General features: G+C 48.4%; 9 protein-coding genes and 1 pseudogene. 6 read left to right on the forward strand and 4 right to left on the reverse strand.

The window, feature by feature from the left end:
* Positions 1 to 10: 10 nt before the first annotated feature.
* From recD to recC, 3 genes are read right to left on the reverse strand one after another with little or no spacing between them, the layout of a single operon-like run.
* Positions 11 to 2,152 (reverse strand): exodeoxyribonuclease V subunit alpha, encoded by a 2,142-nt coding sequence (recD, locus tag FXF61_RS05805; RefSeq protein WP_256663510.1) that lies wholly within the window; start codon positions 2,150 to 2,152, stop codon positions 11 to 13.
* Positions 2,149 to 5,886 (reverse strand): exodeoxyribonuclease V subunit beta, encoded by a 3,738-nt coding sequence (gene recB, locus FXF61_RS05810; protein WP_151184377.1) that lies wholly within the window; start codon positions 5,884 to 5,886, stop codon positions 2,149 to 2,151. The genes recD and recB overlap by 4 nt, the downstream gene beginning before the upstream one ends.
* Positions 5,883 to 9,353, reverse strand: a complete 3,471-nt coding sequence (gene recC / locus FXF61_RS05815; protein WP_151184378.1) for an exodeoxyribonuclease V subunit gamma — start codon at positions 9,351 to 9,353, stop codon at positions 5,883 to 5,885. The genes recB and recC overlap by 4 nt, the downstream gene beginning before the upstream one ends.
* A gap of 220 nt (positions 9,354 to 9,573) precedes the next feature.
* Here recC and FXF61_RS05820 point away from each other — a divergent pair, with 220 nt between their 5' ends.
* Complete coding sequence (locus tag FXF61_RS05820) at positions 9,574 to 10,728, forward strand: OprD family outer membrane porin (RefSeq protein WP_151184379.1); 1,155 nt, start codon at positions 9,574 to 9,576, stop codon at positions 10,726 to 10,728.
* Positions 10,729 to 10,846: 118 nt separating this feature from the next.
* Here FXF61_RS05820 and FXF61_RS05825 read toward each other — a convergent pair whose 3' ends face one another.
* Entirely contained in the window at positions 10,847 to 11,794 is a 948-nt protein-coding gene (locus FXF61_RS05825) for an IS5 family transposase (RefSeq protein WP_151183349.1), read from the reverse strand.
* A gap of 73 nt (positions 11,795 to 11,867) precedes the next feature.
* Here FXF61_RS05825 and FXF61_RS15080 point away from each other — a divergent pair.
* The 5 genes and pseudogenes from FXF61_RS15080 to FXF61_RS05850 form a co-directional block, all read left to right on the forward strand.
* Positions 11,868 to 12,110: pseudogene (locus tag FXF61_RS15080) on the forward strand (OprD family outer membrane porin); the annotation flags it as partial.
* Positions 12,111 to 12,265: 155 nt separating this feature from the next.
* A complete protein-coding gene (locus tag FXF61_RS05835; protein ID WP_151184381.1) occupies positions 12,266 to 12,580 on the forward strand; it encodes a YqjD family protein in 315 nt (104 codons plus the stop codon).
* Positions 12,581 to 12,582: 2 nt separating this feature from the next.
* On the forward strand, positions 12,583 to 12,951 hold the full coding sequence (locus FXF61_RS05840) for a phage holin family protein (RefSeq protein ID WP_151184382.1): 369 nt from the start codon (positions 12,583 to 12,585) through the stop codon (positions 12,949 to 12,951).
* Positions 12,948 to 13,301 (forward strand): hypothetical protein, encoded by a 354-nt coding sequence (locus tag FXF61_RS05845; RefSeq protein ID WP_151184383.1) that lies wholly within the window; start codon positions 12,948 to 12,950, stop codon positions 13,299 to 13,301. The genes FXF61_RS05840 and FXF61_RS05845 overlap by 4 nt, the downstream gene beginning before the upstream one ends.
* Positions 13,302 to 13,338: 37 nt before the next feature.
* On the forward strand, positions 13,339 to 14,670 hold the full coding sequence (locus FXF61_RS05850; RefSeq protein ID WP_151184384.1) for a deoxyguanosinetriphosphate triphosphohydrolase: 1,332 nt from the start codon (positions 13,339 to 13,341) through the stop codon (positions 14,668 to 14,670).
* Positions 14,671 to 14,684: the final 14 nt, after the last annotated feature.

A 14,684-nucleotide genomic window follows, 5' to 3' on the forward strand; every position in this document is an offset into this window, starting at 1 on the left:
GGCTTAGACCTTAGCAGCCCATTGCTCTTATTGCCTGATTTAAGCCGCTAGTACGCTCAATCCTACGCTGCATTGCGGTGGTGAAAATTCCAGCATGGCTTTCAATTAAAGTGAATTTATTTCTTGCACGGGTAATGCCTGTGTAAAGCAGCTCTTTAGTTAAAACAGGATTGAGTCGATCCGGTAAAATTAATGCAGTATGCGCAAACTCTGAGCCTTGTGATTTATGTACGGTCATTGCAAAAACTGTTTCAACTGTCGTTAATCGACTTGGCAGTATGTAGCGGATGCCGTCTTGCCCATCATTACGGGCAAATACCACGCGCAGTACCTGCTCTATCTCGCCAGTCTGTGCACAGGTATGCTCAGTGGGTAATCGCAAGGCAATACCAATGTCACCATTCATTAAGCCGAGGCTGTAGTCATTTTTAGTGACCAGCACGGGACGGCCTTCATACCAGCCTTCGACATCACTGATAAGATTCTTGTTAAACAGCGCTTGCGCGATGCGCTGGTTTAAACCGTCAACACCAAAGTCGCCTTTGCGTAATGCACAGAGTAAACGAAATTGATCAAAGGCATCCAAAACAGCAGTTGCCCACTGTTGCCAGCATGGTTGATTTAGCGGCTGCTCTGGTGATGGGCGCTGTGCTCGTAATACCTGTAAATAATGGCCGTAACCGATATTGGCAGACATTTCGCTCGTTTGTGCCGCACCATCTATAAGCAATCTATCCAAGGGCGCTGTTGCATCGTGTTTCACCCGCATATAACTGATGTCATGTGCGGGTGTTTGCAGCAGCTGCCAAGCCTTCTGCTCATCACCCTGATTGACCGCGCGGGCCAGCTGCCCAATACCCGAGTCTGCGCCAAAGCGCCGCGAGTGACGCAGCATCACGGTGCGTTGGGCTAAACGGTGCTGAGTCGCATTGCCGACACACCAAGGTTCGGCATGCAGCTGCTCATTGCATAATTGTTCAAGACGCTGCTGGGTTTGTGGGGTGTAATAGGCTAACTCTGCATCTGCACATAAATCACCCAATACTGAGCCTGCCTCAACCGAGGCCAGCTGGTCCTTGTCACCCAGTAAAATTAGGCGTGCATGTTTAGGTAGAGCGTGTAGAACGCTGTGCATCATTTCCAAATCAATCATTGATGCTTCATCGATAACTAAGACATCAAGCACTAGCGGTTGAGTGCTGTTGTGACGGAAATGTCGGGTACCAGGTAGACTGCCGAGCAAGCGATGCAAGGTGCTGACGTCTGTTGGAATATTCTTCTTAACGTCTATATCAACCGGTAATGACTCAACTTGCTGGCCTATCGATTCGGTTAAGCGTGCCGCCGCTTTACCGGTTGGTGCGGCCAATTGAATGCGCAAGGCCTGCCCCGCCTGTAAAGCAGATTGCTGTAATAGCGCGAGTAATCGCACGACCGTAGTGGTTTTTCCTGTGCCTGGGCCGCCGGTAATCAGGGTTAGCTGGCCTTGCGCTGCCATCGCACACGCTACTTTTTGCCAATCCGTTTGGCGCTGACCAGCAACCACAAGCGGCTCACTAAATAAAGCGCTTAGTCGCTCAGAAAAGTCATCAGCAAGCGGCATTATAGTGTCAATGCGTTGCACTAATTGCTTTGCCACGTTCTCTTCATATTGCCAATAACGGTATAAATACAAGCGTTCATCCAGTAAAACTAAAGGCGCAACACTTGCCTGCTGCTTTCTATGCACTAATGCACTTGCTTGTATGGCGGCAAGCCAGTTAGGCAAGTTGACATGCGCTAGCAGTTGCGAAGGTAAAATCTGTTGCGGTTCAAGTGTTTGCCCTTCCGGTGGTAATATTAAAGCTAAGTCGGGGTCGCGTAATAACTGCTGTAGATCTAAGCAAACATGGCCATGACCAAGTTGATGACTGGTCAATGCTATTGCTAAAAGCACTAACGGTTCTGCATTTGGATCCAGCTTAGCAAGCAGCTTAACCAAGGCAAGATCCAGCGCTCGCAGCCAGCCCAGCTCGAGCCAGCCATCTAATAATTGCAAAACACTGTCCCGATCAGCCAGGTAGTCTTGCGGGTTCAGAGCCACTTGCTCAGTAGTAGTTTGTGTCTCTAAGGGCACCGTATCGTCACCAAAGAGTTGTCCTTGCTGCATCATGCTTGCGCCTCCTGGGTTTTGACTTTAAATAACGCATCCATTTGTTCAATTAACTGGCGATCTGGTCTTGCGCAGTGCAAGCCTTGGCTGTCATTGCGTGCGCCGCGTAAAAACATATAGACAGCACCGCCCATATGGGTGTCATAGTCATAGTCACTGATGCGTAGTTTTAGCAATCGATGCAGTGCCAAAATATATAAAGCGTATTGCAGGTCATAACGGTGCTCTAACACTGATTCGTTCATCGTTTCGAAACTGTAGTCAGCATCCTGTTCGCCCAGCCAGTTCGACTTGTAATCCACCACATAATAGCGGCCTTGGTGCTCTAGCACTAAGTCAATAAAGCCCTTAAACATGCCGTTTAAGCGCTCAGGTACTAAATAGGGGCGTGGCGCATCTGCCAACACAAACTCACGCACAGACTGGTCAAGTAACTGGGTGTCGGCTTTGCTGGTAGCAAACCAAAACTCCATCTCTGCTTGGTAATGCTGCAGTTCAGATAAAACCATCGGCTGCCCATCAATCATAAAAGGGTACGTGAGGTAATCCTTTAACCACGACAAAAGCAGATCGCTATATGCCTCAAAACCATAGCTTTCGCTGCGTGCTTGAATATAGGTCTGCGCGCCTTCGGGGTCTTGCAGTGTTGCCGCAAAGCCTTGCTCAGCCGCCCACTCCAACAATCCGTGCAAAAACGTACCGGGTTTCGCGCCACGTGGAAAACTGTGCATGCCTTCTGGTATGTGTGACGCTGTAGTGCTTGGCAGCGAAGCTGCAGTAAGGTCATCTTGCTCGTCGTCACTGATGTTTTGTGCCAGCGCTGTCTGCGGTGCTAGGTCCTCTACACGTTCAGCGGATTTGGCGTCACTTACTGGCGCTTCTGCGGTAAGACGCAATGCACTGTATGAAGCAATCCACCAGTGCTCGCGGGTGCGCCGTAGCGGTTTGCGCCATTTGGCTTCAAAGTCCGCTAAATTATTGTGTAAAAAGTCATCGGTAGGTTCTGGTAAGGCGCTTACAGCACTGATCAAATTAGAGTGACCGTCGAGCTGCTTAAAAGGCTCTAGCCATTGTTCTAAACCTTGACTGGTGGCCAGTGCTTGTCCGTTATTTAACAAATAGCCAATAGCGCTATGGTGCAGCACTGACGTCTTGCCTCGGCCTTTTTTTAAGTCGGCCATGCCTAACCAGCAGGCATGACGTGCTCGAGTTAAGGCAACATAGAGTAAGCGTAAATCTTCCCCTAAGCGCTCTTTCTCGGCTTGGACAAGGCTCTGCTGATCAGCATGCAGCATCAACTGGCGCTTACCATCCACCTGAATAGTAAACGGCTGCTTGCCTTCTTGAGCACGGAACCCACAAATAAACGGCAAAAATACGAGCGGATACTCTAGGCCTTTCGATTTATGGATGGTGATTACCCGTACCAATGATTCATCGCTTTCTAAGCGCAGAACTTGCTCTTGAGCGCTGCCAGCCTGGCCAATACAAGCGGTTTGTAAGTAACGTAATAAAGCAAACTCGCCATCCAGTTCACGCGCGGCATGCTGTAGCAATTCAGCTAAATGCAGCAAGTTGGTCAAGGCGCGCTCGCCATTTGCTCGCTGCACCAAGCGCTGAGGCAGCTGAAAGTCATGCATGATTTTGCGCAGCATTGGCAATACGCCCTGTTTATGCCAGCTTTTAAGATAGCCCTGAAATTGTAAAACCCGCTTCTCCCAAAGCAACTCATCTTGGTTAATATGTTCCAATTCGCTCAGCGGTAAAGCAAAGGTGCTGCTAGCTAAGGCCGATTTTAAGGCCCGCTCGTTGTCTGGGTGCAAACACGCCAGCAGCCAAGTCAGTACATCCTGCGCTTCTTGGCTTTCAAACACGGAGTCTTTATCGGACAGATATACGCTGCGCACATGACGCTGCGCTAAATGTTTACGAATCGCCTGTGCTTCATGCATGTCTCTCACCAAGACCGCAATATCATTAGGCTGCAATGCTTGTAATTGGTCATCGGCATCTTTAAAACCGGCTTTACCTTGCTGCGCCAGATTGAGCAAGCGCACAATTTCAGAGGCACTGCTTGCGGCCATGTCCTCTAAGTACTGCGCTCGCGATAGAGGTTCTTGCGAATCTAATAGCCAAATATTCAGCGCCGGCTGATTGTCTCCAGCAACCCACCATTGTTGGTTACGGCCCTTGGCGTTAACAGGCAGAAACGGCAAGGCATTACTCGATTTTTCTTTAAACAGGAAGGCACCCTGACTGTCTGTGCGCTGTTCAGATAACTCAAACAGCTGATTGACCGCATTGACCATTGACTCGGTAGAGCGAAAGTTGGTTTCAAGATTGTAATGCCGCCCATCAGTCGCTTTACGTGCATAAAGGTAGGTATGGATATCGGCGCCTCTAAAGCTGTAAATCGCTTGCTTTGGATCGCCAATTAAAAATAATCCCGTTGCGCTATTGTTAGCTTCAATCTGATACACAGCGTCAAAAATACGGTATTGCAGTGGGTCGGTGTCTTGGAATTCGTCAATTAAGGCCACTGGGAACTGCTGACGAATAACCTCAGCCAGACGCGTGCCACTTGGCCCTCGCAAGGCGCTATCAAGGCGCGTAAGCATGTCATCAAAACCCATTTGCGCGCGTTGTTGTTTTTCTAGATTAAAGCGCTGCTTAATCCAGCTTGCCGCGTGCCATAGTGCTTGCTCATCCAGTGCGCGATTCAAGTTATCCAGCGCATCTGGTAGCTGCTGCATGGCATCTAAAGCCTGATGCTGAGGTACGGCGCTGCTGTCTTTCCACGCGTCATGTAAACCATCAGGCGTTAAACGCGTTAAACCCTTGCCAATATCGAGTTGTACTTGGTTGTCGTCTGCTGCCCAGCTATTAATTTTCTCTAACCATGGCAAATAATAAGATGGTCGAACCTTAGAACCATTGACTGCCTTGGCCTCTACAGCAGCGTCAAGCATATCGCGCAGCTCTTGTGTCCATTGTTGCCAAGGGGCTTTTAAATCACGCAGTGTTTGCTGTTGCTTGGCAATACCCTTATCTAATAATTGCGCCAGTGTTTGCTGCGGATCATCAGGCTTGGCCGCTGTTTTTTGTGCATTCAATAAGGGGCTGATTTTACGCTGCAATACATCAGGCTGCTGCCAATGTTCTAAAGCCCACAGCACATTGCTATCTTGGAGGGGGTAACACTGCTGACGCCAATAATCTTTAACCACCAAGGCTAATAAATCGCTGTGATCAGTTTCTAGAGTTTGGGTAAACAAACTGCCACTATCAAAGGCATGCTCGCGCAACATGCGCTGACACCAAGAGTGAATGGTTGAAATCGCTGCTTCATCCATCCATTGTGCGGCCTGATCTAGGCGCTGGGCGCACGCTGCCCACTGCTCTTGTGGGTAATCGCTGCGTAACTGCTTTAATAAATTGTCTGGTGCGCCCTGCTCTTGACGAAACACCTGTGCCGCTTCAACGAGTTTGGCCCGCACTCGATCACGTAACTCTTGCGTTGCGGCATCGGTAAAGGTCACCACTAAAATTTCTGGCGGCAATAAAGCGCGCGTAAAAGCGGCCTGTGAGTCAATGCCGTGCTGTAAAATTAAGCGTATATACAGCGCAGCAATGGTGTAGGTTTTTCCTGTCCCGGCACTGGCCTCAATTAAGCGACTACCATACAAGGGAAACTGCAATGCCAAAGGCCGTTCTGTTGTCTGAAAATGGCTCATTGCGCATCTCCTTGGCGATCTAGATTGATAATCTCAGCATTAAATAGCGAGCCGTACAATTGTTGCGCCCAAAAGCTAAAATCACCATCTGCCACTAAGTCAGCAAAGGTCGGGAACTGACGCGCTAACGCTGCGCTGTTTTGCACCTCACCGCTGACATTAAAGCCACCTTCATACACAGTTTTAGCCTTATCATCAGACTGATCCTTTAAAAAGCTCATGGCGGTTTTTAGCGCCACCGGTAACGGCGCATTAAGACCATGCTGCCACGCCTCCAGCCAGTCATGGGCAATTTTTGTAGCACTATCTGTTGCAATACTGGCAAAGGCTATACTGCTTTCTTGGGCAAAAATCAGGGTTTGAGTTTGCGCACCGCTAGCATTGAGCAACACATGCTGCACCCATGGCCGTAATAAACGATGCCAACGCCGCTCGCGTCCAACATGTATTTTTCCGGGTAACAATTCAATCCGCGCATACTCGCTAGCCTCTGTATTGTCTTGCTCTGTGCGGCGTAAGCCGGCCAGCCAACCTTCTAAATGCACCAGCCCGTGGCGTAAATCAATAATGCGTGCGCTATCTTCTAGCTGTGACCAATGCTGGCAATGGCTGCGGTAGCGTTCTAATTGACTGAGCAGCGGCTCAATCAACTCTTCACGTGCGCGCTCACCAAAGGCGCATAAGGGGAGCGCGCCACTGCGCTGTAACTTTTCACTGTGCTGCTGCAAGACCACCGAAAAATCAGCCTGTGCATCGGCATGCTGACCTACATTGAGTAACTCTCGTTGCAGGCTAAAGCGCTGTAAACCATCCAAAGCAAAGGGTTCATCTTCGTATAGCTCAAGCTCAGCTTGATCCAAATACACTTTAAGGCGTTCACTAAAGAAATATTTCACTGGGTCTGCTAAAAAACGCTGCAACATCTCTGGGGTAATGCTACTGGCAGGAACAAAGTCAGCGAGAGCATCTGTGCCGTGCTGATCAAGTGTTTGATGTAAAACAGCCCACTCCGATGCGTAGGTAAATAAAGCTGCTGTGTCGGTTTGATTGGAAAAATAATGCTGACTAAACGGTTGCAAGGGGTGTACGGTCGTCAGCGCATCCAGTAGCGACGTGTCCTCAGCTAAACGCCAGCCACTGCGTAGGTGGTCACGTAGCTGCGCAATTAAGACTGAAGGTGGACGCTCAGTATTATCCCGCACGCTGCGCCCTACCCAGCTGATATACAGTTTTTCACGGGCTGACAGTAGTGCCTCTAATAATAAGTAGCGATCATCCTCACGCCGTGAGCGGTCGCCGGGACGGTAGTCGCTAGCCATTAAGTCAAAGTCTAATGGCGCCTGTACCCGCGGATAATCACCATCATTCATCCCCAGCAAACAGACCATACGAAACGGAATGGCACGCATCGGCATCAATGTGCAAAAGTTGACGGAACCGGCTAAAAAGCGCTGACTCAGATGATCACTCTCAATATTGCTAAGCCATGCTTCACGGGCTACAGCTAGGCTCAGTGGCTCGTCGAGCTGAGCGTGCTCACACAGCTCGGCCCACAACTCACAGCCTTCACGCATGCGTTGCACTAATAAATACTCTGCATCCTCCTCAACCAAGAAGAACTGCTCAAGTAGATTGAGGAAGATACTGCGCCAGTCAGAGACATGCTGGATGACACTCAGCTGCGCATGCAAGCCCTGCAGCGCATCAAGAAAATGGGTCAGCGGACCAATCAATGCGGCATCAAGGCCGCCGACTTCGTCATACGGCTGAATACCTGCATAGGCATCGCTGTCACCCATGGCATAGCCTAGCAGCATACGTTGCAGACCAAAGTCCCAAGTGTTCTGCGTGAGGTTGGCTGGCAAGGAAAAATTTTCACGGTGCGTCGCATTTAGTCCCCAGCGCACCCCCGCCCCAGCGAGCCAGTTTTGCAAAATGGGTAAATGTGCTTCATCGATGGCGAAGCGCGCACGCATTGCTGGCACATCTAAGAAACTCATAATATCGGTGACGGTCAAGCGTGATTCAGGTAAACGCAGTAACTCATGTAAAGCAATCAGTAAGGGCTCTGTGCTCTGCTCCGCTTGATCAGACACGGTAAAGGGAATCTGGCGCAGATCATCACGTGCATGTTGGGCAAACACCGCTTGAATGTGTGGTGCATAGCTGTCGATATCGGGCACCATGACAATTATATCGCGCGGTTTTAAACTAGGGTCAGCGTTAAAGCAGGCCAGCAATTGATCATGCAAAACTTCCACTTCTCGTTGTGCGCTGTGCGTAATATGAAAACGCAAAGAGTCATCAGTCAGCGGGTTCACAGTCGGCCATGTGGCTTGGGTGTCAGCTAAGGGTCGTAAATGTAAAATGTCATTGTGCAGCTGTTCGAGCAGTGTTGCTGTTTTGCCATCTTCAAAGATATCAACGCGTTGCCCTTGATTATTAAACTGCGCCTGATAACTTTCCAGCTGGTCATATTGGTCCAACAGACTAATATAGTCGCGCCCCTGTTTGCCCCAAGCGGCTAATAAAGGGTGAGCAAATTGGTGTAACTGTTCAATCGATAAAGCCTCAGGGAAGCCTGCTTTGCGACTTTGCCGACGGTACTCATGGCGTAGCAATTGTTTATCTTCAACAATATCCGCCCAATGAAACTGACAAGGATTGTGCACGCAGAGCATCACTTGGCTAAAGCGGCTGATCGCTGCTAAAGCTTCAACCATTTGCGCAGGCAGTGAGGATATCCCAAAGACAATAATGCGCCGCGGCAAGCCTGCTGGCGCCTGCTGCAAGTTTTGCATCGCTTGAATAAAGCGTGGATGCACCGCTGCGCGGCTACTATGGATGGCCTCTTCACCAATATCAGCAATCAGCACGCGCCAGAGCGCTGCTTGCCAGGCTACGGTTGGCTGGCGCGCCTGGGTTTTCTCTAGGCTGACTGAAGGCTGGCCATCCATTTGCCGTAATTGATCGTCGCCCAACGCCCAGTCTTTCAACCAATCCGAGCGATACACTTGGTATTGATCAAACAAGTCAGCCAAGCGCTCAGCCAGTTGGTAGCGTTTGCGTAGGTCTGGGTCATGAGCCAAAAAGTGCTGCAACGGTGCAAAGGCGGGCTGGTCAATGATCTGTGCTAACACGCGCATTAAACGCCAAGTCAGTGGTGCTTTATCAAAGGGTGAGCTTTGCGCAACACTCTCAGTGCCCAACACGTGACGATAGATCTGCCAGATAAAACGTGCAGGCAAACCAACTTTTAAGCCTGCGGCAATTGCGCAGCCACTATCACTGGCTAACGCCAGCTTTAACCACTGCGCAATACCGTTGCTTTGCACCAAGATGTTTTCATTTTCAAGAGGCTGTAAAGGATCGATTTTTGTCCACTGCACGACTAAATCACGCAGTTCTTCCAAGTGGTTGCTGTGCGCAACAATAAAGCCTGGCTGAGGCGTCTGGGTGGCTGGCATACATGCTGTCCTGAATTAAATATGCACTAGTGTGCCAGTTTCATACGACAAATGGTGACGCGCAGCAATGCTGAAGCTAAAAACCACTCACTTCACATTTGCAGTCTTTATCGACCAATGTCTAAATGACCTTGTATCGATAGGCGTGATGTAGTTCGTCTGTCACACTACTAGTCTAGTTATTTGACCGACCTCGTCCGCATCTCGGAGAACCACAACAATGAAATTTAGCCCGTTAGCACGTTCAATCAGTCTCGGCACGTTAGCCGTTGCTATGAGCCTCCCAATAGCAGCTCAAGCTGCTTTTATCGAAGACAGCAAAGCCAGCTTAGAGCTGCGCAACTTTTACATGAATCGCGATTTTCGTAATTCCAACACTACGCCTAACGTAAGCAATCCCACTATTAAAGGAAGTGGTGGAGAGACTCGCAGTAAAAGCGAAGAGTGGGCACAAGGCTTTTTGCTTAAGTACGAATCAGGTTTTACTGAAGGTACCGTCGGCTTCGGTATTGACCTCATTGGTGCGCTAGGTTTAAAGCTTGACTCAGGGCGTGGTACCTCTGGAACAGTTCTTTTATTACAAGATAGAGAAACTGATAAAGCACAAGACAATTACAGCAAAATGGGTGCAACTGCAAAATTCCGCGCTTCAAACAGCGTACTGAAAGTTGGCACGGTAATGCCTAAGCTGCCAGTAATTTCTTCTAGTGACTCACGTTTGCTGCCTCAGTTATTCAGAGGTGGCATGGTAAATATTCAAGAAATTGAAGGTTTGTCTGTTGATTTAGGGCGCTTAGATCGCGTCAATAACAGAGCTTCACAAGATCATCAGGCGCTCAAAGTTAACCCCATATACAGCAAAAGCTTAAAGTATGCTGCTAAGAGCAAAGCGCATGAAGCAACCAACAAAAGACAAGACAGCAATGCATTTGACTTTGCTAGCTTGAACTACAAGTGGGGCGATACAGGCTTAAGCACAGGTTACCATTATGGCAAATTGGATGGTTTCTATAAGCAGCATATTGTCAATGGCGTGTATGTTTTACCCATCGCTGATGGCCAATCACTGAAAACTGATTTGCGTTATGCAAAAACATCAGAAGACGGCAAAAGCGGCATTGATAACAAAGCTATCTCTGGAATGCTGACTTACACGCTGGGTTACAATAGCTTCGGTTTAGGCTATCAGAAAATGTCTGGTGATACCGGCTATGCCTACCTTGGTGAAACAGATCCGTTCCTGACTAACTATGTACAGGTGCGTGACTTTGCTGCACAAGATGAGAAATCATGGCAAGTGCGTTATGACTACAACTTTGCTGGCCTAGGTATTCCTGGTCTTAAGGAGCCTCTGAAAATCTCAGCTTATTATTGAGCTTTTCAGAAAATGACTCGAAAACTCAAAAAAACAGCTAAAAAAGGCCGTTTTCGAGGTAAAACCACCTCTTTTAGCCCTTAATTCGCCGTTTTGGCGGATTAAGGGCGCACTAACCCTAAGCCAGCAAGTATTTTCTGCTGATCATGAGGTTCGTTAGTCCTGCTAGCAGGCATAAACGGTTATGGTTTTTATCAAGCCCTTTGTAACGGACTTTGTTATAGCCAAATACGCACTTGATGTAGCGAAACGGATGCTCAACTTTAGCGCGTAGCTTGGCTTTCATTTTTTCAATTTCCTGCTCATTTTCGGTCATGGTTTTACGCTTACTGATTCGAGCACTGATCAGCCAGGCAAGATTTTTGCGCTCTTTGTTTTCCCTGCGTTTTTCAACACCTAGGTATCCAGCATCACCAAATACACGCTTTTCTTCGCCATGTAGAAGGCTTGCAGTCATGGTTACGTCGTGCACATTGGCAGCCGTACTTTCCACGCTATGAATCATACCTGTGACATCATCCACGCCGATATGCATCTTCATGCCAAAGTGCCATTGGTTGCCTTTCTTGCTGGAATGCATTTCTGGGTCGCGCTTGCGGCTTTGATTTTTCGTTGAGCTCGGTGCGGAAATAATGCTGGCATCCACAATGGTGCCTTCGCGAAACAGCAAGCCTTGATGCTGCAAGTGCTTGTTAATTTCCTTCAGAAATAGCTTGCCCAGCCCATGCTTTTCAAGGAAGTGACGGAAGTTTAAAATCGTTGTTTCATCAGGAATATTGTCTGACAAACGCAATCCTGCAAAGCGGCGTATTGATTCAATTTCATACAGCGAATCTTCCAGAGCAGGATCGCTAAGGTTGTAGAACAACTGCAAGCAATGCACACGCAGCATCACACTGAGCGGATAAGGGGGACGCCCCATTTCACCTTTTGGGTAATGCTTAGCGGCGCGATTCTCCAAGCGCTTCCAAGGAATAATGGCATCCATTTTTTCCAAGAAAATCTCACGACGCGTCTTACGCTTTTTGTTCTGGTACTCTGCTTCGGCAAAGGTCAGTTGGCTCATGATTCGGCTCACTGGGCTAAAAAAAGGTCGATGCGGCTATTATCGCAAAAAGTGGGGAGTTATTCAGAGGCTCCTTAACTTGATGACCCGCTATGTTAAAGGTAGCAACATTGATATGGGTTATACTGCTGCAGGTGTTAAGAAGTCTCGTGGTAACGAGTGGGAGCGCGATACTGATATCGGCTATGTCTTCCAAGAAGGCCCACTGAAAAACCTTGGTGTTAAATGGCGCAACTCAACCGTTCGCTCTGATATCAGCGTCGGTAAAGTGGACGAAAACCGTCTGATCGTAAGCTACACAATTCCGCTGCTATAATTTAAAGCTGCGTATACTGTGTTAGACAAACCCGCTCACAAGGCGGGTTTGTTTTTATAAAGATATAAAAGAGTTTCTTTAAAGCTGAACTGATTGCAGTTACATTGACTCTACTGTAAGACATATCTTGAGTTTCTTTTTGGAGTACATGAATCATGGCTAAAAAAAACACATCCGCAGACAGTCAACAGTTAATATCTGAATTTAAAGCCTTAGTCTCTGATACTGAACAGTTGTTGCAGCATTCTGCCGAGCTGACTGGCGAAAAGGCTGAAGAGCTGCGCGGGCAAATCCACTCAAGTCTTCAACGGGCGCGTCAAGCCCTCGGTTCAACCGAACAGGCTATACGCGAGCGTGGTAAAGAAGTATTGCACGACAGTGAAGAATATGTTCGCGAGCACCCACTGCAGTCTTTAGCGATTGGCGCTGGTGTTGGCTTTTTATTAGGCCTTCTGGTGTCTAGGCGTTAACCATGTCGGAACACAATTTTACAGATACAACGCGGCGCTTAGGCGCTGCGTCTTTGGATTTACTCAGCGATCATGCCGAGCTGTTTGCTCTTGAACTGCAAGAACAAAAAAATCATAGCAGCCAGCAGCTGATCTGGCTTGGCCTCAGTGCTGCCTGTGGTTTTATGCTGTTTTTACTGCTCAATGGTTTGCTGATTGTCTTGTTTTGGCATGCGTATCAGCACTTGCTATTGCTGGTTATGTCGGCTTTTTATGCAGGGCTCGGATTGCTATGCATCTGGCGTGTTAAATCGGCCCAACGTAATGCACAAGCACCCTTTAGTGCGACTCTGCAAGAACTTAAAAGAACTAAAGAGCAGTTTTTGCCATGACAGTACAGCCAAATAAAGATGATCCAGTTGCATTGCGCAAGCAACTTATTCAGATGCGTCTGGAGTTAAATCGACAAAAAGTGCGCCATGAAGCTATGGTTTTAGTCGAGCCCGTGCACAAAATACGCACCTATCAAAAACGTTTATTGCAAGGATCAAACCCTCTGTTACTGGTAGCAGGCGTGACCGTGGCTAGCTTTTTTATAGCTCGTAAACGCAGCTCAGCAAGTAATCTGCTCTCTGTTATGCGTATGGCATCCAGCCTACTGCCTTTGTTTGTCGCGCCATCTGGGAGCGCTGACAGTGCTGCTGTGCCAGCTGATAGTCGAAAAAAACGCACGACGCCTTAGTCGTGCATATCTTGAATGCGTATGTTGAGGGTGCACAGTGGATTGGCATCAATTATTAAATCGTGAGCGTTTAGGTAAAGCCTCTGCCAGCTCCGAAGAGGTCGGGCGCAGCCCTTTTCATAAAGACCATGACCGTATTATTTTTTCAGGCGCATTTCGTCGCTTGGGTCGCAAAACACAAGTCCATCCTGTTTCCAGTAATGATCATATCCATACCCGCTTAACCCACTCGCTCGAAGTCAGTTGTGTCGGGCGCTCGCTGGCAATGCGTGTGGCTGAAATGATACGCCCTACTCTGCCTGACTGGTGTGAACCCAGTGATTTAGGCATGATTGTGCAGTCTGCCTGCCTTGCGCACGACATCGGTAACCCGCCTTTCGGCCATTCAGGTGAAGATGCGATCAGGCATTGGTTTGCCCAAGCTGCAAAGAATGGTTGGCTCGAAAGTATGAGTGCAGCGCAGCGTGCGGACTTTCTGAACTTTGAAGGTAATGCTCAAGGTTTTCGTGTGCTGACGCAACTCGAATACCATCAGTTTGATGGTGGTATGCGTTTAACCTATGCAACTCTCGGTGCATTTACCAAATACCCATGGAGCTCCAAGCATGCCAGTGCGCAGGGCTATAAAAAAAATAAATTTGGCAGCTATCAAAATGAATTACCGCTGTTAGAAAAAATCGCAAACAAACTGGGTATTCCAAAACTGGGTGATGAGCATTGGGCACGGCATCCGCTAGTCTATTTAGTCGAAGCAGCAGATGATATTTGTTATGGCTTGATTGACCTAGAAGACGGCATTGAAATGGATTTGCTCGACTATGCTGAAGTCGAGACGCTGTTGCTTAACTTAGTTGGCGATGATTTACCAGAAACCTACCGTCTGCTTGGTCCGAATGACTCTCGGCGGCGCAAACTGGCGATTCTACGCGGCAAAGCGATCGAGCACCTCACCAATGCAGCGGCTCAAGCCTTTGTCGAGCAGCTGCCTGCTTTGATGGCAGGAAGGCTAGAAGGTGATTTAGTTGAGCATATGCATGGCCCCGCAAAAACCTGTGTAATCAGCGCTAAGGCGTTGGCACGTGAAAAAATCTTCCAAGATAAGCGTAAAACGCTGCATGAAATCGGTGCTTACACCACGCTGGAAGTTTTACTCAATGCATTTTGTGGTGCCGCTCTTGAGCTGCATGATCAGGGCACATTATCGTTTAAAAATCAGCGTATTTTTGATTTGCTTGGGCATGGGGCGCCGCAGGCAGACTGGCCACTGTATACATCATTTATGCGCATCATAGATTTCATTGGTGGCATGACAGATAGCTATGCCACAGAAATGGCTAGAGAAATGACTGGCCGTTCAAGCCCAATGTGAACAGCACTAAGAAG

Source organism: Pseudomonas sp. C27(2019) (genome assembly GCF_008807395.1).
Classification (GTDB): Bacteria; Pseudomonadota; Gammaproteobacteria; order Pseudomonadales; family Pseudomonadaceae; genus Denitrificimonas.

Coding starts and splice junctions, on each gene's coding strand:
- recD (WP_256663510.1), bottom strand. CDS start 2,152: ATGATGCAGCAAGGACAACTCTTTGGTGACGATACGGTGCCCTTAGAG.
- recB (WP_151184377.1), bottom strand. CDS start 5,886: ATGAGCCATTTTCAGACAACAGAACGGCCTTTGGCATTGCAGTTTCCC.
- recC (WP_151184378.1), bottom strand. CDS start 9,353: ATGCCAGCCACCCAGACGCCTCAGCCAGGCTTTATTGTTGCGCACAGC.
- FXF61_RS05820 (WP_151184379.1), top strand. CDS start 9,574: ATGAAATTTAGCCCGTTAGCACGTTCAATCAGTCTCGGCACGTTAGCC.
- FXF61_RS05825 (WP_151183349.1), bottom strand. CDS start 11,794: ATGAGCCAACTGACCTTTGCCGAAGCAGAGTACCAGAACAAAAAGCGT.
- FXF61_RS05835 (WP_151184381.1), top strand. CDS start 12,266: ATGGCTAAAAAAAACACATCCGCAGACAGTCAACAGTTAATATCTGAA.
- FXF61_RS05840 (WP_151184382.1), top strand. CDS start 12,583: ATGTCGGAACACAATTTTACAGATACAACGCGGCGCTTAGGCGCTGCG.
- FXF61_RS05845 (WP_151184383.1), top strand. CDS start 12,948: ATGACAGTACAGCCAAATAAAGATGATCCAGTTGCATTGCGCAAGCAA.